Annotated in this window: 20 protein-coding genes; 10 read left to right on the forward strand and 10 right to left on the reverse strand. The window is 53.2% G+C overall.

The genetic code is table 11. From position 1 onward, the window contains the following. Positions 1-710: 710 nt before the first annotated feature. The 5 genes from gsiD to ACMV8I_RS14950 all read right to left on the reverse strand — a co-directional run bounded on the left by gsiD (position 711) and on the right by ACMV8I_RS14950 (position 7167). Positions 711-1637: a glutathione ABC transporter permease GsiD gene (gsiD, locus tag ACMV8I_RS14930; RefSeq protein WP_498866002.1), complete on the reverse strand. Its 927-nt coding sequence runs from the start codon at positions 1635-1637 to the stop codon at positions 711-713. A 2-nt stretch (positions 1638-1639) separates the two neighbouring features. Then, positions 1640-2560 carry a glutathione ABC transporter permease GsiC gene (gene gsiC, locus ACMV8I_RS14935; protein ID WP_498866129.1) on the reverse strand — a complete coding sequence of 307 codons (921 nt, stop codon included), beginning with the start codon at positions 2558-2560 and terminating at the stop codon, positions 1640-1642. 120 nt (positions 2561-2680) lie between these two features. Further along, positions 2681-4225 (reverse strand): glutathione ABC transporter substrate-binding protein GsiB, encoded by a 1545-nt coding sequence (gene gsiB / locus ACMV8I_RS14940; RefSeq protein ID WP_498866003.1) that lies wholly within the window; start codon positions 4223-4225, stop codon positions 2681-2683. A 63-nt stretch (positions 4226-4288) separates the two neighbouring features. After that, positions 4289-6160 carry a glutathione ABC transporter ATP-binding protein GsiA gene (gsiA, locus tag ACMV8I_RS14945; protein WP_498866004.1) on the reverse strand — a complete coding sequence of 624 codons (1872 nt, stop codon included), beginning with the start codon at positions 6158-6160 and terminating at the stop codon, positions 4289-4291. Continuing rightward, positions 6157-7167, reverse strand: coding sequence for an isoaspartyl peptidase/L-asparaginase family protein (locus tag ACMV8I_RS14950; RefSeq protein WP_498866005.1), 1011 nt, complete (start codon positions 7165-7167; stop codon positions 6157-6159). The genes gsiA and ACMV8I_RS14950 overlap by 4 nt, the downstream gene beginning before the upstream one ends. 282 nt (positions 7168-7449) lie before the next feature. On the opposite strand from ACMV8I_RS14950, the gene tsgA reads away from it, so the two are divergent. Next, positions 7450-8649, forward strand: a complete 1200-nt coding sequence (gene tsgA / locus ACMV8I_RS14955) for an MFS transporter TsgA (protein WP_498866006.1) — start codon at positions 7450-7452, stop codon at positions 8647-8649. A 79-nt stretch (positions 8650-8728) separates the two neighbouring features. On the opposite strand, the gene ACMV8I_RS14960 is transcribed toward tsgA, so the two are convergent. Next, complete coding sequence (locus ACMV8I_RS14960; protein ID WP_498866007.1) at positions 8729-8959, reverse strand: DeoR family transcriptional regulator; 231 nt, start codon at positions 8957-8959, stop codon at positions 8729-8731. A 248-nt stretch (positions 8960-9207) separates the two neighbouring features. Here ACMV8I_RS14960 and moeA point away from each other — a divergent pair, with 248 nt between their 5' ends. Then, positions 9208-10452, forward strand: a complete 1245-nt coding sequence (gene moeA, locus ACMV8I_RS14965; protein WP_498866008.1) for a molybdopterin molybdotransferase MoeA — start codon at positions 9208-9210, stop codon at positions 10450-10452. An 8-nt stretch (positions 10453-10460) separates the two neighbouring features. After that, positions 10461-11225, forward strand: coding sequence for a molybdopterin-synthase adenylyltransferase MoeB (gene moeB / locus ACMV8I_RS14970; RefSeq protein ID WP_498866130.1), 765 nt, complete (start codon positions 10461-10463; stop codon positions 11223-11225). 89 nt (positions 11226-11314) lie between these two features. Here moeB and ACMV8I_RS14975 read toward each other — a convergent pair whose 3' ends face one another. Both ACMV8I_RS14975 and ACMV8I_RS14980 read right to left on the reverse strand, forming a co-directional pair. Further along, the gene (locus ACMV8I_RS14975) at positions 11315-12526 is read right to left on the reverse strand and encodes an MFS transporter (protein WP_498866009.1); all 1212 of its coding nucleotides are present in this window, start codon (positions 12524-12526) and stop codon (positions 11315-11317) included. A gap of 374 nt (positions 12527-12900) precedes the next feature. After that, entirely contained in the window at positions 12901-14496 is a 1596-nt protein-coding gene (locus ACMV8I_RS14980; RefSeq protein ID WP_498866010.1) for an ABC-F family ATPase, read from the reverse strand. A 168-nt stretch (positions 14497-14664) separates the two neighbouring features. Between ACMV8I_RS14980 and ACMV8I_RS14985 the strand changes: the two genes are divergently transcribed. From ACMV8I_RS14985 to ACMV8I_RS15005, 5 genes are all read left to right on the forward strand, one after another. After that, positions 14665-15039 carry a hypothetical protein gene (locus tag ACMV8I_RS14985; protein WP_498866011.1) on the forward strand — a complete coding sequence of 125 codons (375 nt, stop codon included), beginning with the start codon at positions 14665-14667 and terminating at the stop codon, positions 15037-15039. An 89-nt stretch (positions 15040-15128) separates the two neighbouring features. Further along, on the forward strand, positions 15129-16373 hold the full coding sequence (locus tag ACMV8I_RS14990) for a TolC family protein (protein ID WP_498866012.1): 1245 nt from the start codon (positions 15129-15131) through the stop codon (positions 16371-16373). Next, positions 16370-17617 (forward strand): efflux RND transporter periplasmic adaptor subunit, encoded by a 1248-nt coding sequence (locus ACMV8I_RS14995; RefSeq protein WP_498866013.1) that lies wholly within the window; start codon positions 16370-16372, stop codon positions 17615-17617. The genes ACMV8I_RS14990 and ACMV8I_RS14995 overlap by 4 nt, the downstream gene beginning before the upstream one ends. Then, complete coding sequence (locus ACMV8I_RS15000) at positions 17614-20793, forward strand: efflux RND transporter permease subunit (RefSeq protein ID WP_498866014.1); 3180 nt, start codon at positions 17614-17616, stop codon at positions 20791-20793. Before ACMV8I_RS14995 ends, ACMV8I_RS15000 begins: the two co-directional genes overlap by 4 nt. 10 nt (positions 20794-20803) lie before the next feature. Next, positions 20804-21154, forward strand: a complete 351-nt coding sequence (locus ACMV8I_RS15005; RefSeq protein WP_498866015.1) for a copper-binding protein — start codon at positions 20804-20806, stop codon at positions 21152-21154. 59 nt (positions 21155-21213) lie between these two features. Here the strand turns inward: ACMV8I_RS15005 and ACMV8I_RS15010 are convergent, their stop codons facing one another. Beyond that, positions 21214-22101 (reverse strand): nucleoside-specific channel-forming protein Tsx, encoded by an 888-nt coding sequence (locus tag ACMV8I_RS15010; protein ID WP_498866016.1) that lies wholly within the window; start codon positions 22099-22101, stop codon positions 21214-21216. A 434-nt stretch (positions 22102-22535) separates the two neighbouring features. On the opposite strand from ACMV8I_RS15010, the gene ACMV8I_RS15015 reads away from it, so the two are divergent. Together ACMV8I_RS15015 and ACMV8I_RS15020 are read left to right on the forward strand one after the other, a co-directional pair. After that, positions 22536-22997: an Xre family toxin-antitoxin system antitoxin gene (locus ACMV8I_RS15015; RefSeq protein ID WP_498866017.1), complete on the forward strand. Its 462-nt coding sequence runs from the start codon at positions 22536-22538 to the stop codon at positions 22995-22997. Next, on the forward strand, positions 22994-23452 hold the full coding sequence (locus ACMV8I_RS15020; RefSeq protein ID WP_498866018.1) for an RES family NAD+ phosphorylase: 459 nt from the start codon (positions 22994-22996) through the stop codon (positions 23450-23452). The genes ACMV8I_RS15015 and ACMV8I_RS15020 overlap by 4 nt, the downstream gene beginning before the upstream one ends. 20 nt (positions 23453-23472) lie before the next feature. Here ACMV8I_RS15020 and ACMV8I_RS15025 read toward each other — a convergent pair whose 3' ends face one another. Further along, complete coding sequence (locus ACMV8I_RS15025) at positions 23473-23925, reverse strand: DMT family transporter (protein WP_498866019.1); 453 nt, start codon at positions 23923-23925, stop codon at positions 23473-23475. Positions 23926-23927: the final 2 nt, after the last annotated feature.

The raw sequence follows: 23927 nt of genomic DNA on the forward strand, positions 1-23927 counted from the left end.
TCTTGTTCGACCGTCTGATCCTTGCGTATTATGACAAAGCAGAACACCAAATCCTTCGTATCGATTAAAGGAAATGTGTTACCTATGTGGCCGGTCAGATCTGTAACCCATGTGACCGGTCTATACCTATCGCCACACCCCTTCAGAATCCCCGGCTCTTTTAAAAACAGCAGCTGCGCGGGTCACAATGGCCGTGTTTCAGGGATCTCTGCTATTGCCGCAAACTCCGCCGCTGCGCGGTTCTCTCTCTTCGGGTTACAACCCGCGCAAACTGACGCGCGGTTTTCCACCTCTCGTTCGACGTCGTTTTGAATGCGGCCGAAACTTTTTTAAATTCAAAACCAAGCCGTCTTTTGTCTCTTGTCTTTTGATTTACATAGCCGCGAAGGCGCAGTCAAAAATGGCACCGGATGAGCGGTTCGAGACCTGAGGCTCGAATCCCGAAATACGGGGACGGCGTAGCCGTGACATTTTGCGCCGTGAACGGAAGTGGCTGAAACACGCGCCCTGCCAGCGGCGAAGCTGTCGGTGTCTCAGAAAAAAACGCAGGAGTTCCAAGAGGAGGCGCGTTTACGCCTCCTTTTGGGCCAGTTTGGGTGGCAACCCAAGGTTTTGACGTTGAATTTAAAAACCAGTGTGGGCCGACGCCCACGACCTTGACCTTGACCTTGAAGTTGAATTTAAAAGCGGATTTGGGCCGCCTCCCAAAATTACCCTTTTAATTTCGGATCGAGCGCATCCCTCAACCCATCTCCCAGCAAATTAAACGCCAGAACCGTCAGGAATATCGCCAAACTTGGGAAAATCGCCACATGCGGTGCCATCACCATGTCAGCGCGGGCTTCGTTGAGCATCGCACCCCATTCTGGCGTAGGCGGCTGTGCGCCCATACCAAGAAATGACAGGCTGGCGGCGGTGATAATGGAGGTACCGATGCGCATAGTGAAATAGACCACAATGGCCGACAGCGTTCCGGGCAGGATGTGGCGAAACAGAATGGTTGCGTCCGACGCACCGATGCTGCGGGCTGACTCAATGTAGGTCTGATGTTTCAGTACCAACGTGTTGCCGCGCACCAAACGGGCGAAAGCCGGGACGCTGAAAATCGCCACCGCAATGATGACGTTCGACATGCCGTTACCCATCACGGCTACCACAGCTATCGCCAGCAAAATGCCGGGGAAAGCGAACAGCACATCACAAATACGCATGGTAATACGATCCCACCAGCCTTCGTAGTAACCCGCCATCAGCCCCAGAACGGTGCCCATTGCGCCGCCCAGCACCACCGACAGTACGCCCGCAGTCAGGGATATCCGCGCGCCCATCAGGATGCGGCTGAAGATATCCCGCCCGAGAGAGTCGACGCCCAGAAAATGCACCAACGATGGTCCCTGATTGAGACGGTCATAGTCAAAATAGTTCTCTGCATCAAAGGGCACCAACCACGGAGCCAGCGCCGCCACGACGATCATCAGCAAAACGAAAACGCCCGCCATCATCGCGATATGCTGTTGGCGGAAACGCCGCCAGAAAGCTTTCCACGGAGTGCGCACCGCCTGTTGTTTCACCGACTCCGTGGTCATTACCGGTATGGACGCCAGTACGGCATTTCGCCGCCAGTTTTTCATGCGCATGCTCACTTGTATCGGATAGAAGGGTTGATGACCGCGTACAGCATGTCTACCAACAGGTTAATCAGGATGAACTCCAGCGAGAACAGCAGCACCTCGGCTTGTATCACCGGGTAGTCGCGCATTTCGACGGAGTCAATCAGCAGCCTCCCGAGGCCAGGCCAGTTGAAGACTTTCTCCACCACAATGGAGCCGCCGAGCAGGAAGCCAAACTGCAGCCCCATCATAGTCACGACCGGGATCATGGCATTGCGCAGGCCGTGTTTTATCACCACAAGAAACTCATGTACCCCTTTGGCCCGCGCCGTGCGCATGTAATCTTCCTGCATGACTTCGACAAACGACGCGCGGGTAAAGCGTGCCATGATGGCCGCCACCGCCGCACCGAGGGTAATTGACGGCAAAATATAGTGCTGCCAGCTGTCCGCGCCCACTGTTGGCAACCAGCCCAGCTCCACCGAGAAGACCTGCATCAGCAACATACCGAGCGCAAAAGCCGGGAAAGAGATGCCTGAAACAGCCAGTGCCATACCCAGACGGTCCGGCCAGCGGTTTCGCCAGACAGCAGACACCACACCAATCACCAAACCGAAAATCACCGACCACACCATGCTGGTTAGCGTGAGCCACAGGGTAGGCAGAAAACGCGAACTGATTTCATCCATCACCGGGCGTTTCGAGACCATCGAATGGCCGAAGTCGCCCTGCAAGGCGTGAGTAAAGAAGGTAAAAAATTGCTGATAGAGCGGTTTATCGAGGCCCAGGTCTTTACGCACCAGTTCGATCACGCTCTGGTCAGCATCCTGCCCGGCCATCAGCCGCGCCGGATCGCCCGGCAGCATGTGCACAAATAGAAATACCAGTACCGCCACAATCAGCAGCGTAGGAATAAGACCCAGTAATCGTTTTAGAAAATAATTCAGCATGGCAGACCAGATACGTTCATTGGTTAACCCGATATACTCGGGGCGACCGCGGCGTGATCCTCCCGGCGGGAAGAGCACGCCCCGTTTCCCCTAAAATGAAGCTTTATACGTTTAAAAGGATTATTTGATGTCCGCGTTATCAAAATTAAACGAGGTATCCGGCATCACGTAGAAACCACTCAGGCGTTTATTATTGGCAGACACCAGACGTTCGGTAACCAAAAATGCCCAAGGCGCATCAGCCCAGATTCTGTTCTGCGCGTCGTCATACAGTTTGGATTTCTCGGTTTTGTCGGTGGTTTTCAGCGCATCAGCCAGGTCTTTATCAACCTGCGGGTTGCTGTAAAACGCCGTGTTAAACTGTTTTGGCGGTGCTGACTGAGTGGCAAACAGCGGCGTTAACGCCCAGTCAGCTTCACCGGTAGACGCAGACCAACCGGTGTAGAACATGCGCAGACCAGACTCTTTCTGTCCGACGTTTTCTACCTGAGCGGCACGCTGCGCGGCATCCATGGCGGTCACGGTGACTTTAATCCCCACCTGTGCCAGTTGCTGCTGAGCGAACTGAATCACTTTCTGCGCGGTGCTGCTGTTATGCGATGACCACAGCGTGGTGGTGAAGCCGTTCGGGTAACCCGCTTCTTTCAGCAACTGTTTCGCCTTGGCAGGATCATAAGGCCAGGGTTTGAATTTGGCAGCGTACTCAATGCCCTGCGGCAGCGGGCCTTCAGACGGCACGGCGTAACCGGCAAAGGCTACTTTGATCAGCGCATCTTTGTTAATAGCGTAGTTAATCGCCTGACGTACTTTCAGGTTATCAAACGGCTTTTGTGTCACGTTAAAGCTGATGTAACGGTGCAGGATTGACGGCGCAGCCACCAGATCCAGTTTGCTGTTTTTCGCCAACAACGCAGCCTGTTCGTACGGCACAGGGAAGGCTAAATCCGCTTCCCCGGTTTGCAGCATGGCTGCACGGGTATTGTTATCAACCACCGGGCGGAAGGTGATGGTATCGAGCTTCGGCTCACCTTTTTTCCAGTAACCGTCGAATTTTTTCACTTTCACAAAATCGGTCTGATTCCACTGATCAAGCACATACGGACCGGTACCCACCGGATGGAAGCCAATCTCTTTGCCATATTTAGTCAACGCAGCGGGAGAAATCATCACCGCTGACGGATGTGCAAGGTTGTTAATGAAGGCAGAGAATGGCGTCTTCAGGGTAATTTTCACCGTGATCGCGTCAACCACTTCAGTCTTATCGATGTTTTTAAACAGGTTATAGCGCTTGAGATGGCTGTCAGGATTGCTGGCGCGATCAAGGTTCACTTTTACCGCTGCGGCATTAAAATCAGTGCCATCGGAGAACTTCACGCCCGGATGCAATTTGATGGTGTAAACCAGGCCGTCTTTGCTGACGGTGTAACTTTCAGCCAGTACGTTGACCAGCTTAATGTCCTTATCGAAACCAAACAGGCCCTGATAGAACGACTTCGCCACCGCCTGCGACAGTGTGTCATTGGCATCGTAAGGATCAAGTGAGGTGAAGTTCGATCCCACGGCGATGGTGACATCTTTCGCTGCCCATGCGGAACCAGAAACCAGTCCGCCAACGATGGCAATCGCGAGGATGGTTTTGCGAAGTCCTGCCTTAGTCTGAGTCATAATTATTCCTTGTTCTGTCCAAAGTAAACTACCCGTTAAAGGTCACAAAAAACGCTACGCCAATCAGTACAAACCACCCACCCTATGCCTCGCGACAAAATGTCCTTCGCCTACCTGAACCAGAGGAACAACAATGGGTTCATCGTGTAACGCACGCACAGGGCTAGGGATTTCATCCACCAGCAGTGTCTGTTTTTTACGACGATGTGCCGGGTCAGCTACCGGTACGGCAGCCATTAACTTTCGCGTATAGGCATGCTGAGGATGCTCAAACACCGCGCGGCGCGGGCCGATCTCCACAATCTGGCCGAGGTACATTACCGCCACACGGTGACTGATGCGCTCCACCACCGCCATATCGTGGGAAATAAACAGGAAAGCGATGCCGAATTCGCGCTGTAAATCCATCAGCAAATTGACAATCTGTGCCTGAATAGAGACATCCAGCGCCGACACTGACTCATCAGCAATCACCACTTTCGGGTTGAGCGCCAGCGCGCGGGCAATACAGATTCGTTGCCGCTGTCCGCCAGAAAATTCATGCGGATAGCGTTGGGCGTGCTCTGGCAGTAAGCCCACTTTGTCCAGTAGCCACGCTACGCGCGCCTGCGCCTCTTTGCCACGCGCGACGTTATGCACCAGCAGCGGCTCCATGATCGAGTAACCGACCGTCAGGCGCGGATCGAGCGAGGCGTAAGGATCCTGAAAGATAAATTGTATGTCACGCCGCAAATGTTGCAGCGCAGAACCGTTGAGATCGGTAATAACTTGCCCGTTGAAAGTGATGCTGCCGCTCTGGCTCTCTACCAATCGCAGCAGCGAGCGCCCGGTGGTGGACTTACCGCAGCCGGACTCGCCCACCAGCGCAAGGGTTTCGCCGGGATAAAGATCAAAGCTGACTTTCTCTACCGCATGCACCTGTCGGGTAACGCGGTTGAGAATACCGCTGCGCAGGTTAAAACGGGTGACCAGATCGCGCACTTGTAACACCGGAGCTGCGCCGGGCGTCAGCGTATTTTGAGTCAGGTCGCTGGTGGAACCGGTCAGGATTTCGTCATGATGTAACAGTGGAAAACGCGCTGGCAGCGTTTTGCCAGTCATCGAACCCAGTTTCGGCACGGCGGCCAGCAGCGCTTTGGTATAGATGTGCTGCGGAGTGGCGAAAACGGTCGCCACGTCCCCCACTTCCACTTTATTACCCCGATACATCACCAGCACACGATCGGCGATTTCTGCCACCACGCCCATGTCGTGGGTGATAAAGATCACCCCCATGTTCATCTCTTTTTGCAACACTTGAATCAGTTGCAGGATCTGCGCCTGAATGGTGACGTCCAGCGCGGTCGTGGGCTCGTCGGCAATCAGTAATGCCGGTTTGCATGACAGCGCCATGGCGATCATCACCCGCTGGCGCATACCACCGGATAGCTGATGCGGGTAGCTATCGAGAATATTCCGCGCTTCGGGAATACGAACCAAATCGAGCATGCGCAGTGCTTCAGCGCGGGCGGTACGGTGATCTTTGCTTTGATGCAGGCGGATAGATTCAGCAATCTGCTCGCCGACCGGAAACACAGGGTTCAGCGAGGTCATCGGCTCCTGAAAGATCATTGCCATGTCAGCACCGCGTAGTGAGCGCATGGCAGACTGTGAGGCGGCGGCGATGTTCACCACTTCGTCGTTGCGACGCCGAAACTGCATCTCACCCTGCGTGATCTGTCCACCGCCTTGCTCCACCAACCGCATCAGCGCCAGCGAAGTAACCGATTTACCGGAGCCAGACTCGCCGACAATCGCCAGTGTCTCGCCACGGTTTACTTCAAAGCTCAAACCGCGCACGGCATCGATCGCCTGACCTTCATGCTCAAAGCGCACGCTGAGGTTGCGGGCAGCCAGTACCTGATTGTCGGTAAGAATTAAAGGATAACTGTTCACCGGTAAATCGCTACCTGTGGAGCCTCGTTAACGTAGCCAACCCCGCGGTACATACCTTCGCTGTTGAACGGCAGGGCCACGTTGCCCATATTATCAATGGCAATCATGCCGCCGGAGCCGTCGAGCGCCACCAGTTTTTCCATCACCACTTTGTCGCTGGCCTGTTGCAGTGTCAGCCCGGCATAATCCATCAGTGCAGCTACGTCATAGGCCGCCAGCGTGCGCATAAAGACCTCGCCGGTACCCGTGCAGGAGACCGCCACCGTACGGTTACTGGCGTAGCAACCCGCACCGATGATGGGGGAATCACCGACGCGCCCAGCCTGTTTGTTGGTCATCCCGCCGGTGGAGGTGGCAGCCGCCAGGTTGCCTAAAGCATCCATCGCGACGGCACCCACCGTGCCAAATTTACGTTCGGGATCGATAGGATCATCGGATGGCGTATCATTAAGCGTTGCGCCGTCATGGTCGAGCATCACGCCGATGTCTGCAGCGATTGCGCGTTGCAGCTGATCGTAACGGTCTTGCGTAAAGAAGAACTCAGCTCCGACCATTTCCTGGCCGTTTTCACGGGCAAAGTGTTCTGCACCTGCACCGGTAAACATCACGTGCGGGCTGACTTCCAGCACTTTGCGCGCGGTAAGGATCGGGTTGCGGATATGGTTCACACAGCTGATGGCACCGGCGTCGAGCGTGCGGCCATCCATAATGCTGGCATCAAGCTCGTGAGTGCCCTGATGAGTAAACACAGCCCCCTTACCCGCATTGAATAACGGGCACTCCTCCAGCAGGCGCACAGCCTCGGTGACAGCATCCAGTGCACTCCCTCCAGCGGTCAGTATGGCTTGCCCGCTGGCGACGATATCTTCCAGTGCTTTCAGATAATGTTGCTCTTTCTCAGCGCTCATTGCCGCTCGGGTAATGGCCCCTGCACCACCGTGAATGGCAATGACCGGACGCTTTTTATTCGAAACGGAAGATGCTGAATTACCAGTAGGAGAACTCATTCGCGTTGCACCCTGTGTTGTTGTATCAATGTTCGTAGACAGATGATGGGATTATTTTGACTATATTTAGCCCACTACAGTATGTAAAGCATTAATGGATAAACAGAAAAAACAGGCGAGTTACTTAGAATATTTGGGAGAATCAAATACGGAGATCGAATAAACACGCGGGACAAAAGCCTGAATAAAAGGAATAATAAACGTCTTAATCATCGGAAATTAATCGCTGACAGGGCTGTTCCGTGATTTTTACCCCCCTTCAATTTCTCTAGGAATCAGTTAATGGATACTGTTTATAATCGCCGGCGGATCAATGTGATCTCCTGGCTAAGCTACTTTTTTACTGGCGGACTGGTTTCTACCCTGGGTATTGTTATCGGCCCCGTGGCGACTGCGTTTAATAAAGACCCTGCTTTTATCGGACTCATGTTTTCACTGATGAACATCGGTCTCTTCCTGCCGATCATGATCAGTGGCATCCTGATGCGTAAATTCGATTTAGGCAAACAGCTGATCACCGGTTCCGTTATTTCCGTACTAACCTGTATTGCCCTGTTCCTGATGCCGTCAATTACGTTGTTTGGTGTTGGCGTATTCCTGATTGGCGCAACGGCAGGCCTGATGATGTCTATCGGCAGCTATCTGGTCGTGCGTATCAATGATGACCCGAAACAACGCTCGGCTAACCTGATCTTCACCGATTTCTTCTTTGCACTGTCCGGCATGACCCTCTCTCTGGTACTGGGATTCCTGTTCAAGCACGGCGCAAGCTGGCTGGCTATGTACGGCATTATGGGAACATTGAGTCTGCTGATGATCCTGCTGTGCGTCGGGCAGAAATTCCCTTCGGTGCCACAGCCGGAAAAAGTGGCCAAAAGCGATCGCGTGGCCAAAGAACCGTGGGGGATTGCCGCCTACGTTCTCTGTTTCGCCCTGTTTGCCTTCGTATTCAGCGAGCTGGTCTTCACGCTTTGGATGCCAAGCTGGTTGCTTGAACACTTCGGGCTGGATGCAGACCGTGCCGCGTTTTACATCACGATTTACTGGACGGTTAAAGCCATCGGCCTGTTCCTGAACCAGTTCACCGTGCGTTTCGTAAAATTGCGCACCTTCCTGCTGGTATCAGCCATCGTGGGTTTGATCAGTCTGAGTATCGTCACCCACAGCGAATCGACTACGCTGGTGTTGATTGCCGTCGGCGTATTTGGTTTCTGTAACTCCGGGATGTTCTCCGGCCTGATGAGCTACGGTAGCCTGCAGGTGAAGAAATCACCTCCAACGCTGACTTCCGCCCTGCTAACCACCGCCTCGGTCGGTACGCTGATTTTCGCCTCGTTCTCCTCGTTCGTTCACCGCGAATTTGGCCTGTTCTGGGCGCTGAACATCGCCAGCATCTCCTACGTTCTGCTGGTGATTGCCGTCATAATTGCCGGAGTTAAGAGTAAGGCAGAAAGGATCCATCACGACGCGCCTGCGCACTGATAAAGGTTAATTTGCACATGTAAAAAAGGGAAGACACGCGAGTGTTTTCCCTTTTTGCATGATGAACACTGAATGGTTTTTAAAGCTGCGGAGCGCGCTGCAAACTGTTCATCCAGCCGGTGACCGGTTGCTGGATCAAGCGGCGGGCGCGGCCGTGGCGACGCAAAATTAGCCCCTGATCCTGCATTTCACTGAGATCGCGGCGAATAGTTTCCAGACTGACGTCCAGCCACTGTGCCAGTTCACTCACTTGTACCACTTCATGTTTATCCACCAACCGGAGAATGTCCTGATGGCGCTTTTTTTTCATCACAGTGCAACCCCCGTCAGCATCGACAATTAATTGTGATTCAAGTCACAAAACAAAGGGTAATAATACGCAAGTTTTCAGCTTAATTTTGGGATCGATCTCAATTTTTAGAAAAAAGCTGCGGTTTTTTACATCGAAAAACCTTTTAGTCAGCACGGCTTTCTCTGCCACTCTTTACTCTGACATAATAGCCAGAGGCTTTTTCCGCACTCCGCTGCCGTCCGGCACGGGCGCACTATAAGGAATTTATGATGGAATTCAATACCGCCGGTTTGATCTCACAGCAGGACGCGCTGGATAAAATGTTCGCGCATATTCCTGCTAAAACAGCGCAGGATGTTGAATCCGTGCCGCTGGCCGCTGCAGCCGGGCGCATTACCGCTGCACCGGTTCGCTCACCGGTGTTTGTGCCGCCGTTTGATAATTCAGCCATGGACGGTTACGCCATACGCTGTGCCGATCTTCACCCAGGCGCAGTTTTGCCGGTAACGGGCAAAGCCTTTGCCGGCGCACCTTTCCACGGAGACTGGCCGCCAGGAAGCTGTATCCGCATCATGACCGGTGCACCGGTACCGAATGGCGCGGACGCGGTGATCATTCAGGAACAAGCGGAAGTGTCAGAAGCAGGCGTGTATTTCACCGCAGAGGCAGTAACAGGCCAGAATATTCGCCTGATTGGCGATGACATCAAACAAGGTGATAGCGTACTGGTACAAGGTATTCGCCTCGGCGCTGCTGAGTTGCCGCTGCTAGCGTCGCTTGGCGTTGAGCAGGTTCAGGTATTCAAGCCCCTGAAAGTGGCTATTTTCTCCACCGGCGACGAGCTGCAACCGGTCGGCACCCCGTTGCAGGAGGGACAAATTTACGACACAAACCGTTTCGCAGTGCGCCTGATGCTTGAGCAGATCGGTTGCACTGTGCTGGATTTAGGCATTATCCGCGATGACCCGCAGGCGCTACACGACGCCTTTGAACAGGCCAATGACTTTGCCGATCTGGTGATCTCCAGCGGCGGTGTGTCGGTCGGCGAGGCCGATTACACCAAGAAAATGCTGGATGAGCTGGGCGAAGTGGGTTTCTGGAAACTGGCGATCAAACCGGGTAAACCCTTCGCCTTCGGCAAGCTGAAAAAGGCCTGGTTCTGCGGCCTGCCGGGCAATCCGGTTTCCGCCGCCCTGACCTTCTATCAGTTGGTGCAGCCGTTTATCGCCGGGCTGAGCGGTCATACGGCCTGGTCTATGCCACTGCGCCTGAAAGCTAAAGCCACAACGCCATTTAATAAATCGCCGGGCCGGTTGGATTTCCAGCGGGGTATTTTCAGCGCCAATGCCAACGGCGAACTGGAAGTCCGCACTACCGGCCATCAGGGATCTCACGTATTCAGCTCATTCAGCCAGGCCAATTGTTTCGTGGTGCTCGAACGCGAGCGTGGCCGCGTAGCCGCCGGTGAACTGGTCGACGTCGAACCCTTTAACGCACTACTACGGGGCTGAATATGACAATGCTGCCGGAACTGACCGACGCTGAAACCCTGCGTTATAACCGCCAGATCGTGCTGAAAGGCTTTGATTTCGACGGTCAGGAAAAACTGAAAGCCAGTCACGCCCTGATTGTGGGGCTGGGCGGCCTGGGCTGCGCAGCAGCGCAATATCTGGCCGCAGCAGGCACAGGGACGCTAACGTTGCTGGACTTCGATACTGTGTCGCTGTCCAATTTGCAGCGTCAGACGCTGCATACCGACGCCCGCATCGGTATGAAAAAAGTGGCCTCAGCGGCGCAGGCGCTGCAAGCGATTAATCCGCATGCTTCTATCACACAGATGGATACCCAGCTGGAGGACGCGGCACTGACCGTGCTTATCGCAAGTTGTGACATCGTGCTGGATTGTACCGACAACGTCGCTACTCGTGACCAGCTTAATCGTGCCTGCTTTATGTCGAAAACGCCGCTGGTTTCCGGCGCAGCAATCCGTATGGAAGGTCAGCTCAGCGTATTCACCTACCAGCCTGACGAACCCTGTTACCGCTGCCTCAGCCGCCTGTTCGGCGAAAATGCACTCACCTGCGTCGAAGCGGGCGTTATGGCACCGCTGGTCGGCACCATCGGCAGTCTGCAGGCGATGGAAGCAATTAAGCTGCTCACCGATTTCGGTGAAGTGCTTCGCAGCCGTTTATTGATGTTTGATGCCATGACAATGCAGTTTCGGGAGATGAAGTTGATGAAGAATCCAGCATGTGAAGTGTGTTTAAACAAAACTATTGAGTAAGCGTACAAGTTTAGCCAGAGTCCCAAACTTAGGGGCTCTGGTAAGTAAATGACCGGCATTATTTATGTCCCTCTGCCGGTTTCATATTCTTACTCCCGGTAACACCATAGTAGAATGGCTACGCACACCAGACTGATGAGCGAAACGCCGTACAGCGCACGGGTAGCACCGATACTTTCCGCCAATATACCTGCACAACCCACCGCTAGGGCAGCAATCAACACTTGTCCGCGCCAGGCCATTGCGCTGGCCGTCGCCACCTGTTCTGCACTGAAATGCCGCAGCACGCCGAAGGTGCCCAGAGCAAACACCACATTCGACGCCAGATGCGCGCCAAAGATAAGTCCCAGTCCAGTGACCGGATTTACGCCCAGCAGAGGTAACAAAAAATAGCCACCGAGAAACAACGCCAGACATAACAGCAACCGCGTATTACTGGCGCCATAACGCTGAAGTTTGTCAGCATTCATGAGCAAAGGTCCGCACAGTTGCCCCAGACTGCGGGCAAACAATAGAGGCAATGCCAGCGCCGTCGTTTCCTCCGGCCGCATTTGCTGGGCCACTGCCGGTAATAACGCCATCGCAGGTGAGCCTACGGCAGCAAGCGCAGGCAGCAGCAAGAGACTGCGGCGTTGCAAAGGGGAACAGTTTCTCCAGCGCAGTCGGGGGTTATCTGGTGATAGGGTGGCGACTTGTGGCTTTACAGCGTAAAAAACGCCCATTGAGCACGCAAGTAATACGGCAGAAGCGCAGAAGCTCATCGCATCAATAGCCAGCAGGGTCAGAGGTGAAAAAACATCGAACAGCACAACGCCCAATCCGGTGCCGAGTAAAACCTGTGAGGCAAATATCAGCGTCTCCATCGCCGTCGCGGCGGGCAGTTCATCGTCACCCAATCCACGCTTGAGCAGCAGCGCCAGCGCTGGGTAACTTATTCCACTAAACAAGGCTTCGGCCGATTGTACCGCCAGTAATGCAGGAATACTGTGCCGGAGCAGCCCATATAGTGGGCATATTAGCGCCAGCATGCCCAACACTTCGCAAAGGATCAGAATCTTCAGTGGCGATATTTTTCGGCTCAAATATTCGCCCCATACACTGCCTAAAAACCCGGGTAACGTAGCCAGCATGTAAGCCAACGTCAGCGTGGTCGGCGAAGCGTGCCAGCGGAGTAACTGACCAAAAACAACAACCTGTGTCAGGCCATTTCCCAGTGACGATAAAATAAAAGCACAGCCTAACAACCGCAGCCAGCGGTAGCTGCGTAATGCGCGTACCAGCGCAATCAATAACGTATTCATGAAGAGAGACTCTCATCTGAAATAACAGAAACCCCGCATTGCGCAGAAGCAACAGGGAGAGCAAAAAACTGTTAGCGATGAGAAATCGTTACATTGGGGAAGATGCTTTTGGGAAAATAGAAGAGAAAAATGTAGCACAGTGAAAGCAGGCTGAAAGGTCTTTATCTGAATTGACGTCACATTACTGATACAAAAAAACCGCCTATATGGACTGAAACCCATATCTGGCGGTTTTTTTATTCAAACTCAATATCCGCAAAATCATTCGTGTTGAATCAAGGCGGCAACCGAATGAATCCCTGGAGCTTACATCAGTAAGTGACCGGGATGAATAAGGGCAGCCAACGCAGAGTCAACGCGAAGGATGACGCGGATTAGTTGTTGATGCCCTGGCTACGCAGGTAGTCTTCGTAGTTGCCGGAGAAGTCGATGATTTTACTCGGCGTCATTTCAATGATGCGGGTAGCCAGTGAGCTGACGAATTCACGGTCATGGGAGACGAAGATCAACGTGCCTTCGTACATTTCCAGGGCCATATTCAGCGACTCAATAGATTCCATATCAAGGTGGTTGGTCGGCTCATCCATGATCAGGATGTTAGGACGCTGCATCATCAGTTTTCCGAACAGCATACGGCCTTTCTCGCCACCAGAAAGCACTTTGACTTTCTTCTTGATATCGTCCTGACCGAACAGCAGACGCCCCAGAATGCCGCGAACAGCCTGTTCATCGTCTTTTTCAGACTTCCACTGACTCATCCAGTCAAATACGTTCAGGCTATCATCGAATTCATACTCGTGATCCTGCGCGTAGTAACCGATTTTGGCATTCTCAGACCATTTGACGCTGCCTGAGTCCGGCTCAATGTCGCCGACTAAGGTGCGCAACAGCGTGGTTTTACCGATACCGTTAGCCCCCAGAATGGCAATTTTCTCGCCGACTTCCAGCATCAGACCGAGGTTTTTAAACAGCGGGCCGTTATCAAAACCTTTGGTGATTTTTTCCACTTCCAGCGCATTACGGAATAACTTCTTGTCCTGCTCAAAACGCATATAGGGGTTCTGGCGGCTGGAAGCTTTGATTTCGTCGAGCTGAATTTTGTCAATCTGGCGGGCACGTGATGTTGCCTGTTTAGATTTTGATGCGTTGGCGCTAAAACGACTAACGAAGGATTGCAGTTCTGCAATCTGCGCTTTTTTCTTGGCGTTATTGGCACTCAGTAAATCACGCGCCTGCGTTGCAGCAGTCATGTATTCGTCGTAGTTACCCGGATACACGCGCAGTTCGCCGTAGTCCAGATCCGCCATGTGCGTACAGACCATGTTCAGGAAGTGACGGTCATGGGAGATGATGATCATAGTACTGTTACGTTCGTTCAGCACCTGCTCCAGCCAGCGAATGGTATCTATGTCCAGGTTGTTCGTCGGCTCATCGAGCAGCAGAATTTCCGGATCAGAGAACAGCGCCTGCGCCAGCAATACCCGCAGTTTAAAGCCCGGTGCAATTTCGCTCATCAGGCCGTAATGTTGTTCAACCGGAATACCGACACCGAGCAGCAGTTCGCCCGCACGAGACTCTGCGCTGTAGCCGTCCATTTCGCCATATTCGACTTCAAGGTCGGCGACTTTATAACCGTCTGCTTCGCTCATTTCCGCCATAGAGTAAATGCGGTCACGCTCTTCTTTCAGGGCCCACAGTTCAGCGTGGCCCATGATCACGGTGTCGAGCACGGTGAACTTCTCAAAAGCGAACTGATCCTGACGCAATTTACCCAGACGTTCGTTCGGGTCGAGTACCACGTTGCCGCCAGATGGCACTAAATCGCCACCGAGGATTTTCATGAAAGTGGATTTACCGCAACCATTAGCACCGATCAAACCGTAACGGTTACCGCCGCCAAATTTCACGTTAATATTTTCAAATAACGGCTTGCTGCCGAATTGCATGGTGATGTTATAAGTGCTTAACACGACGCTCGCTCTTAATTAGGAATGTGATTTGGCGCGCATTATGCCACAACGGCGGCGGGAGATCGCCTGTTGGGGTGGTTGTTTTTCAGGCAAATCGCCCCACATCGGTAACTTTTTGCTAATTTTGAACTGATGCATGTCCTGGCGCTTTGTCTTATACTCGCGCTCATGAAGAAAATCCGTCTTTTTATTGTGCTTATTCTTAGCATCACGCTGCCTTCTTTAGGGCTGGCGTCGGTGAATTTGATGGCGCAGTGTTCTACACCGACGGAAATGACCACCAGCAGCGGGCATGCGGCTATGTCCGAGATGACCGATTCCCCTGATGACTGCATGACGCAAAAAAGTGCCATGTCCTCAAGTGATAAACAGCAAAGCAGCCAGAACTGTAAGTTTGGCGCTAACTGTAATCTCAGCACCATTTTGCCCTCTTTTACTCCCCTGACGTTATCTTCTCCTTATCAGGATAATGCATTACCTGCACCCGAAACGCCTTCCTTCCCGGTTCTGGAAGGCCAATGGCGACCTCCAAGGTCCGTCTGATTCTTAACGACTGTTAACGCCGCTCAGCCTTTGGCTGACGGACACAGGTATGCCTTTTGGTGTGCCGTTACTTTCATGGAATCAATCCGATGCCATTAAAATCGTTATGTTTTTCTGCGCAGCTTCTGCTCGCGGGAATGCCCTTTTTCGTCCACGCGGCACCACTGACGTTTAGCTATGCGGTAAGCAGCGCGTTGCAACAATCTCCCGAACTCTCTGCCAGCCAGACGGCGATTCACTCAGCGCAATCTTCAGCTATTCCTGCCGGTAGCTTGCCTGACCCGAAACTGATCACCGGCCTCGACAACTTCCCGGTATCCGGCCCGATGGCGAATTCATTGACCGAAGAATCCATGACCATGGAGAAAATCGGGCTGATGCAGGAAATTCCCAACTCAGCCAAACGCGATGCCCGCGAGGAGGTTGCCAGCGCGCAGATCCAGCTGGCCGGTTCACAACACAGCATCTTGCAGGTTGACGTAGCGCAGGGTGCCGCTGTGGCGTGGCTCAGCCGTTATTATCTCGAACAACAGCTTGGATTATTACACCAGCTTGAACGTGAAAATGACGTACTGGGAACGGCATTGCAGGCACAGATCGTGTCGGGACGAACTCCCCTTGCTGATTCTCTGAATGCAGGCGAAAAACAGGCCGAACTGGCCGATCGTGAAGACCAGCTTCAGGGTGAACTGCGCACCGTCATAGCTAATCTCAGCCGCTATATCGGCGCTGACGCGCAACAGCCGCTGGTGGGCAGCGCCCCTGACTTATCGGTCGATGCTGCGACCTATCTGAAAACCCTGCATAAAACGCCAAAGATTCAGGCTTACAACAGTGAGACGGCGAAAGCGAAAGCTGAGCTGCGGGCGGCACAAGCCGAGAAAAAACCTGACTGGAGTGTCGAGCTGGATTACCAGCGGCGCGACCCGCAATACGGCAACATGGTGTCGGTGCAATTTACCGTCGGCCTGCCGGTGTTTGCCGCCAGTCGTCAGGACCCGCTTATCACGGCCAAAACCCTCGACCTGACGCAGGTCGGCGAGCTGCGTGATGCGGCTATCCGCCAGCAAACTAATCAACTGAATAACGACCTCGCAGATTACGCCACCCTCACCCACCAGATTCAACGCATCGACCAACGTTGGCTACCGCTTGCCCGGCAGAAAGTCACGTTGCTGAACGCGGGTTATGCACGCGGCACCAGCGATAGCGCGGCACTGATAAACGCCCGCAGCGCAGTGCTTGAGCAGCAAATTCGCAAAGTCGGGCTGCAAAGTCAGCGCGCACAACGGGCAGCGACCCTCTATTACACCTTTGCAGGAGTCCAGCAATGAAACGGAATGCCTTTCAACTGGCGGCTCTGGCCGTGGTGTGTATTGCCGTGGGTGGCGCGACGGGTTACTGGTACGCCAACACGCAGGCTATCACTCAGCGTGATGAAATCGCCAAAGACGCTGCACCGGCGGGGAGTCAAGCCCTTTACTGGTATGACCCGATGGCCCCGGCTCAGCATTTTGATAAGCCGGGAAAATCGCCGTTTATGGATATGCCATTAATAGCGAAATACGCTGACGAAACAACTTCAGATAAGGGCGTGCGCATTGACGCAGGCATGGTGCAGAATCTGGCCATCCGCTTGACGACAGTGGTCAAAAGTCAGATCGACAACCGCGTCAGTGTGGTCGCCAACGTGGTACTCAATGATCGCGATGTCGCAATTGTGCAGGCGCGCAGTAATGGTTTTGTGCAACACAGCTATCCGCTGGCAGTGGGTGACGTTGTGAAGGTGGGGTCACCTCTGGTGGACTTGTTGATGCCAGACTGGGCCGGTGCGCAGGGTGAATATCTGGCAATGCGCAGCACCGGCGACCGCGCACTGACCAACGCGGCTAAGCAGCGGCTGTTACTGCTGGGGATGCCTCCTTCCCTGATACGCCAAGTGGAACAAAGCGGCAAACCGCAACCGATATTTACCCTAACCGCGCCGATCACTGGGGTGATTCAGTCCCTTGATGTCCGCCAGGGAATGGCGGTTTCCGGCGGGAATACGCTGATGATGCTAAACGGTATTTCCTCCGTATGGCTGGATGTAGCGGTACCTGAAGCACAAGGCTCGCAGGTCGTGTTGGGCCAACCGGTACAGATAATCTTCCCGGCTTATCCCGGAAAAACCTTCACTGGCAAAGTCAGCACTATTTTGCCGGTCGCCGACGCCGCCAGCCGGACGCTGAAAGTCAGGGTGGAACTGGCGAACCCTCAGCAGCAGTTCAGACCGGGCATGTTTGCTCAGGTCAGTCTGCGCAACAGCAGCGCACCGGATTACCTCACCGTACCCAGCGAGGCGGTGATCCACACCGGCCTGCGCGATGTAGTGATCGTCAGCGATGGGAGTCATCATTTTGCGCCAGTTGATGTCACCCTCGGGCCAGACGCAGCGGGGAAAACAGCGATTATCTCCGGCCTTACTCAAGGCCAACAGGTGGTGGCTTCCGGCCAATTCCTGATTGACTCAGAAGCCAGCCTGCAAGGTCTTCTGGGGCGGATGGGCAGCGCAGAAAACAAGGGGAGCCAGCCATGATTGCACTATTGATTCGCTGGTCGGTCACCAACCGTTTTCTGGTACTGATGGCAACGCTGTTTATCGCCGCTGCCGGTGTCTGGGCCATCAACACCACGCCGGTGGACGCCCTGCCCGACCTGTCTGATGTCCAAGTGATCGTCAGGACCAGTTATCCCGGGCAAGCGCCACAGTTGGTTGAAAATCAGGTGACCTATCCGCTGACCACGACCATGCTCTCGGTGCCGGGCGCACAGACCGTGCGCGGTTATTCCTTTTTCGGTGACTCCTTTGTCTACGTAATTTTTAAGCAAGGCACCGATCTGTATTGGGCGCGTTCGCGGGTGCTGGAGTACCTCAGCCAGGTGCAGTCGCGTTTACCTGCCGGAGCCAAACCCTCCCTTGGGCCTGATGCCACGGGTGTCGGCTGGATTTACGAATACGCCCTGGTGGATAAAAGCGGAACACAGGATTTAAGCCAGTTGCGCAGTTTGCAAGACTGGTTCCTGCGCTTCGAATTGAAAAGTATTCCAAATGTTGCCGAAGTGGCCAGCATCGGCGGCATGGTGAAGCAGTATCAGATTGTGCTCGAACCGCTAAAAATGGCCGCCTATCGCCTGCCTCAGCAGACGGTGATCGCCGCCGTACAGCAGGCTAATCAGGAAGCCGGCGGGTCTGCGGTAGAACTGGCTGAAACAGATTATATGGTCAGGGCTTCCGGCTACCTGAAAACCCTGGATGATTTCAGGCTGATCCCGCTCGGCATCGTGAATGGCATTCCGGTTACCTTGGGGGACGTTGCCACAGTACATATCGGCCCGGAATTACGCCAGGGTGTGGCAGAACTTAACGGTCAGGGGGAAACCGTCGGCGGCGTTATTATTCTGCGTTCCGGCGAAAATGCCCGCACCACCATTGCCAGCGTGAAAGAGAAACTCCACGAATTACAGCGCAGTTTACCCACCGGCGTCGAGATCGTGCCGGTGTATGATCGCAGCAAGCTGATTGACCGCTCCATCGATAACCTCAGCCATAAACTGATCGAAGAGTTTGTCGTGGTACTGCTGGTTTGTACGCTGTTCTTGTGTCATTTCCGCTCTGCGCTGGTGGCTATCATCTCGCTGCCGCTCGGCATCATGATCGCCTTTATTCTGATGCGAATTCAGGGGATCAACGCCAACATGATGTCGTTGGCCGGGATTGCGATTGCCATCGGGGCAATGGTCGATGCGGCTATCGTGATGATCGAAAATGCCCACAAAAAAATCGAATATTGGAGTGCAGAACATCCCGGAGAGAAGTTGGAGGGACAGGCGCATTGGGAGGTGATCACCGAGGCGGCAACCGAAGTCGGCTCCGCGCTATTCTTCAGTTTACTGGTGATCACCCTGTCGTTTATTCCGGTCTTCACGCTGGAGTCGCAGGAAGGCAAATTGTTTAGCCCTCTGGCCTTCACGAAAACTTATGCCATGGCCGGTGCAGCCCTGCTGTCGGTGACCCTGATCCCGGTGCTGATGGGCTACTGGATACGCGGCCGCATCCCCGACGAAACCCGCAATCCAATAAATCGTGGTCTGACCCGCGTTTACCGGCCAATGCTCGATGGAGTATTAACCCGCCCTAAAATCACATTACTACTGGCCGTTCTTATTCTGTTGACCACGCTGTGGCCGCTCAGCCGCATCGGTTCGGAATTCATGCCCGCCATTGATGAAGGTGACCTGCTGTATATGCCGTCGGCCCTGCCCGGTCTTTCGGTATCGAAAGCGGCCGAATTGCTGCAACAAACTGACCGGTTGATCAAAACCGTGCCTGAAGTGCAGAGTGTATTTGGCAAAGCAGGAAGGGCTGAAAGTGCCACTGACCCTGCTCCGGTGGAGATGTTTGAAACCACTATTCAGTTCAAACCTCGGGATCAATGGCGCCAGGGCATGACGCCGGAAAAACTGGTGAAAACGCTGGACGATGTAGTGAAAGTCCCGGGCCTAGCCAATATCTGGGTGCCGCCGATCCGCAACCGGATCGACATGCTGGCCACCGGGATTAAAAGTCCGATCGGGGTGAAAATCTCAGGCCCTACGCTAAGTGCTATCGACAACACCGCGCAAGCCGTAGAACGGATCGCAAAAACGGTACCGGGCGTGAACTCTGCATTAGCCGAGCGCTTGACAGGCGGTCATTACATTGACGTCGATATCAACCGTACCGCCGCCAGCCGTTACGGCCTAAACATTGCTGACGTCCAGGCAATTGTCTCTTCCGCTATCGGTGGGGCAAATATTGGGGAAACGGTGGAGGGGCTGGCGCGCTACCCGATCAACCTACGTTATCCACGTGAAACCCGCGACTCACTCAGCGGATTACGTAACCTGCCGATATACACCCCATCAGGGCAACAAATCACCCTGGCCACCGTGGCAACGTTGAACATCAGCGAGGGGCCACCGATGATCAAAACGGAGAATGCACGTCTTTCGGGGTTGGTCTATATCGACACCAACAACAGCGATATTGCCCGTGTTGCTGAGGCGCTGCGCCATGCGGTTGATCAGCAACTGCAACTCGCACCCGGCGTCAGTATCGAATACGCAGGGCAATTTGAATATCTGCAACATGCGATGCAACGCCTGAAACTGGTGGTTCCAGCAACGCTTGCCATCATATTCTTCCTGCTCTATCTGATTTTCCGTCGGTTGGAAGAAGCGGCACTGATCATGCTGACCCTGCCTTTTGCCATGATCGGTGGCATTTGGTTGCTCTATCTGCTTGGCTACAATCTGTCGATAGCTTCCGGCATCGGCTTCATCGCTCTGGCCGGTGTTTCGGCAGAATTCGGCGTGATCATGCTGGTCTATCTGCGTCAGGCTATGGCCGGGCACAACCCACAAAACCTGCCGCTGACGGCGTCAGAAATGGATGCCATCATTCGTGAAGGAGCAACCTTACGCGTCAGGCCAAAAGCCATGACCGTGGCGGTGATACTGGCCGGATTGGTACCTATTTTACTCAGCAGCGGCACTGGCTCAGAAGTGATGAGCCGGATAGCTGCGCCAATGGTGGGCGGCATGATCAGCGCGCCTCTACTGTCGATGTTTATCATTCCCGCTGTCTGGCGGCTGATCGCCGAACGCAAATTCTCTGTACGTAAATCCTCAGCCTCTTTGCCAACACCTCATTCTCATGACCTCAACCCGTAAAGGAAATATCATGTTTAGAATCATCACTGTTATTGCTATCTCGATACTATTTTCTGCAACGGCGATGGCTGCTGAAAAAAACCTGTCCGGTGATATTACCGGAATGAAAATGGCAGACAATCCGGTAAAAAATGACACGGCCTATGCCAGCGGCATCGTGGAAAATGTAAATATCACCGCTGGCAAGGTAACGCTGCAACACGGCCCGATTGCCGCCATCAACTGGCCAGCCATGACCATGGAGTTCAACGTGGTGGATCCGGCGTTGTTAAAAGGCATCAACGAAGGGGAAGTTGTCGATTTCACCCTGAAAGCGGAGAATAACAATCAAGTAGTGATTGCGATTGAGGCTAAAAAATAGCGCCATAAAAAAACCCGGCAATGCCGGGTTTTCTCTAAAATATTGGTGCTGATGGGCGATTAGAAGTTGTAGCCGATCACGCCGTAATAACCCCAGCCGGTAGACTTCACGTCGAAGTTACCCTGGCCGAAGTTCAGCTCAGCACCGTCTTGCCACTGGCCACCGTTGTGGAAGTAACGTGCCACAAGCGAGTAGTGCCAATGGGTATAGTTCAGCGAGAGAATATGACTGGATGCGACAGAGTTGCTTGAACGCGCTTTACGGCCATTCACATCAGTGAAGTCGTCTTTACCCAAATCGGAACCCCAGTCGAAGTTGGTGAAGCCGATGTAACTCAGGTTACCGCCCCATAGTGGAGTCAATGGCACGAAATATTTAATTTTGAAACGGTAGCCGTCCCAGCTATTTTCATTGGCAGCGCTGTAGTTTTCCCACTGGTATTTTGCATACACATTCAGTGACAGGCTCATTGGCAAGTGGGTATCGATGTCAGTACCCAGACCCATATACCAAGTGTTCTGACGGTTATCGCTGTCCGGGCCCATATCGTAGATATAGTTGTTGGCGAAGTACCACTCTTTGAACGGCCCGAAGCTCAGATCGGTATTGGTCAGTTTGTCTATAGAGAAACGCGGTTCGATTTCCATAAACAGCGGGGAACCGTTCTTATCCCAGATCCCGGTGTCGTTGCCGTTACCGGCCCCGAAGGTTTTTGGAATATCAATATAGCCGTAGAAATCAAACCAGTCTTTGTGCGCGAAGGCTTCATATTCTAAATAGACGTCATTACGAATCGTTGGTCCGAAACGCGTATCGGCGCTGCCTACCACGTTAACGCTTTGATGCCACCAGTCGGAAACGAATTCCCCGTTAGTGTCATCCGCCAGCGCTGTTGCGCTGTAAGACAAGGCTAAAAGTGCGCCAGCTGCAATAATTTTATTGTTCATTTGTTTACCAGAAGCGGATTAGGAAGCTACTCCCTGCCAGAAGGAGACAATTTTTAAGAAACATGCACGCCTGAATCTCTGCTCAGGACCACTGCCTGTTTAAAACCGTAATTGGCATGCCACATCACTACGCATAAAAAAGAATCTGAAACTGTGGTCTGCACCAAATTGCCGAGCCATTAATGCAGAGGTTGGGCAATTTCCAGTCACTCCAAATCGGATTCAACTTTTGTTAGCTAATAAATAGACTTGGTCAATGTTTGTCAATTCTTGTTTCATCCTGATACATAGTTTGTGTGATGGGAGTCACACAAGCTTCACATATTGCTGATAAGCGCATTTTTATGCTGAGGAAAACATTTATTGAGCAAAATATGCACATATGACAACTGGCGTGATAACATGATGACAATTAGCAAAATAAGGGGATCCTCATGCAAACTAAAATTTCAGATCTGCACTCCAAAAACTCGCACGTTCCTGCAATGCGTCTTTGGCAATCTGCGGGGCTTCCCGCAAGCGGAGGAATAAGTTTGATTAATGCCATACAGAAAGGTTTTTCGGTGGATAGTATCAATCGCCTGAATGCCGAACTGGGGTGGTCAAAAATGGCTTTGCTTGAAATTATGGGAATTAACGAACGCAGCTTCGCCCGCCGCAAAGCGGAAAATGGCCTGCTGAAAACAGATGAGAGCGAGCGTGTTGCACGGCTGATTCGTATTATTGATGCCGCCACCGATCTGTTCGAAGGGGATCGTGTATCCGCTCTTGAGTGGATACGCCGCCCTTCCCCTGCGCTGGCCGGAATGCCACCGGTGGAAATGTTAACGTCAGAAGCTGGCGCGCTGGAAGTTAACCGCCTGATTGGCAGGCTGGAGTACGGAGTGTTTGGTTGAAGCTCTATCGCATCGTCAAAACCAAACATCTGGCGACGGCATGGTCGGGTTCAGGTGCGCAACTGTTTGGTGGCCGGTGGAATCCGCCGGGTAAGCCAGTGGTGTATCTCGCTACCAGCATTTCTTTGGCGATACTGGAGATCATGGTGCATTTGCAAAGCAGCCTGCTATTACAGACCTACACCTTGCTGAGTATTGAGATCCCAGAAGACAAATTACCGCAGCTGGATTTGTCTCAGTTACAGTCTGACTGGAAAGACCCCTCGCCACCGGACAGCACCCAAAGTCTGGGGGAGCAATGGCTGCTGGCCGGCGAAAGCGTAGGTTTACGGGTACCCTCAGTGATTGTACCCAGTGAATTCAACGCCATTATGAATCCACAGCATGCAGATTTCGCCGCTCTGCTTGAGACTGTACAGACAGAAATCATGGTGTTTGATCCGCGTCTGACATAAGGCCAGACACGAGATGCACGTTAAGACGAGCGGCGATTACTGCGGTAAATTAACCATAATGCAATGGAAAGACAGGGAATTGCCGCGATACGTTGCCATGAAAGCTCGATAGTCGGGTTCTGCAACCAACCGAAATTATCAATTAGCATACCCATCGTCAGTTGCCCAAGAATGACAGCCACCGTCGCCGCAGCAGTGCCAATACGCGGGACGGCAGTGACCATAATAATAATGTAGGGTACGCCAAGCAGTGCGCCCATCAGTTGCCACTTAGGCACCGTCAGCAGAGTCGCGGTTTGTGGTGTCTCAATAAACAGGATCAGCACAGCGGTGATCGCCGCGCCCACGCTAAAGGTCAGAAAAGCACTTTTCAGTACCCCGACTTTTTCGCCCAGTTTGCCATTGACCGCTGCCTGCATGCTTAAGGCTGCACCGGCGATCACGGCCAGAATAATCATTAACAGTTCAGTCATGT

The organism is Ewingella sp. S1.OA.A_B6 (assembly GCF_049889095.1).
Classification (GTDB): domain Bacteria; phylum Pseudomonadota; class Gammaproteobacteria; order Enterobacterales; family Enterobacteriaceae; genus Ewingella.

Excerpts from the sequence above, each read along its gene's own strand:
- gsiD (WP_498866002.1), bottom strand. The coding sequence starts at position 1,637 with ATGCGCATGAAAAACTGGCGGCGAAATGCCGTACTGGCGTCCATACCG.
- gsiC (WP_498866129.1), bottom strand. The coding sequence starts at position 2,560 with ATGCTGAATTATTTTCTAAAACGATTACTGGGTCTTATTCCTACGCTG.
- gsiB (WP_498866003.1), bottom strand. The coding sequence starts at position 4,225 with ATGACTCAGACTAAGGCAGGACTTCGCAAAACCATCCTCGCGATTGCC.
- ACMV8I_RS14950 (WP_498866005.1), bottom strand. The coding sequence starts at position 7,167 with ATGAGTTCTCCTACTGGTAATTCAGCATCTTCCGTTTCGAATAAAAAG.
- tsgA (WP_498866006.1), top strand. The coding sequence starts at position 7,450 with ATGGATACTGTTTATAATCGCCGGCGGATCAATGTGATCTCCTGGCTA.
- ACMV8I_RS14960 (WP_498866007.1), bottom strand. The coding sequence starts at position 8,959 with ATGAAAAAAAAGCGCCATCAGGACATTCTCCGGTTGGTGGATAAACAT.
- moeA (WP_498866008.1), top strand. The coding sequence starts at position 9,208 with ATGATGGAATTCAATACCGCCGGTTTGATCTCACAGCAGGACGCGCTG.
- moeB (WP_498866130.1), top strand. The coding sequence starts at position 10,461 with ATGCTGCCGGAACTGACCGACGCTGAAACCCTGCGTTATAACCGCCAG.
- ACMV8I_RS14975 (WP_498866009.1), bottom strand. The coding sequence starts at position 12,526 with ATGAATACGTTATTGATTGCGCTGGTACGCGCATTACGCAGCTACCGC.
- ACMV8I_RS14985 (WP_498866011.1), top strand. The coding sequence starts at position 14,665 with ATGAAGAAAATCCGTCTTTTTATTGTGCTTATTCTTAGCATCACGCTG.
- ACMV8I_RS14990 (WP_498866012.1), top strand. The coding sequence starts at position 15,129 with ATGCCATTAAAATCGTTATGTTTTTCTGCGCAGCTTCTGCTCGCGGGA.
- ACMV8I_RS14995 (WP_498866013.1), top strand. The coding sequence starts at position 16,370 with ATGAAACGGAATGCCTTTCAACTGGCGGCTCTGGCCGTGGTGTGTATT.
- ACMV8I_RS15000 (WP_498866014.1), top strand. The coding sequence starts at position 17,614 with ATGATTGCACTATTGATTCGCTGGTCGGTCACCAACCGTTTTCTGGTA.
- ACMV8I_RS15005 (WP_498866015.1), top strand. The coding sequence starts at position 20,804 with ATGTTTAGAATCATCACTGTTATTGCTATCTCGATACTATTTTCTGCA.
- ACMV8I_RS15010 (WP_498866016.1), bottom strand. The coding sequence starts at position 22,101 with ATGAACAATAAAATTATTGCAGCTGGCGCACTTTTAGCCTTGTCTTAC.
- ACMV8I_RS15015 (WP_498866017.1), top strand. The coding sequence starts at position 22,536 with ATGCAAACTAAAATTTCAGATCTGCACTCCAAAAACTCGCACGTTCCT.
- ACMV8I_RS15025 (WP_498866019.1), bottom strand. The coding sequence starts at position 23,925 with ATGACTGAACTGTTAATGATTATTCTGGCCGTGATCGCCGGTGCAGCC.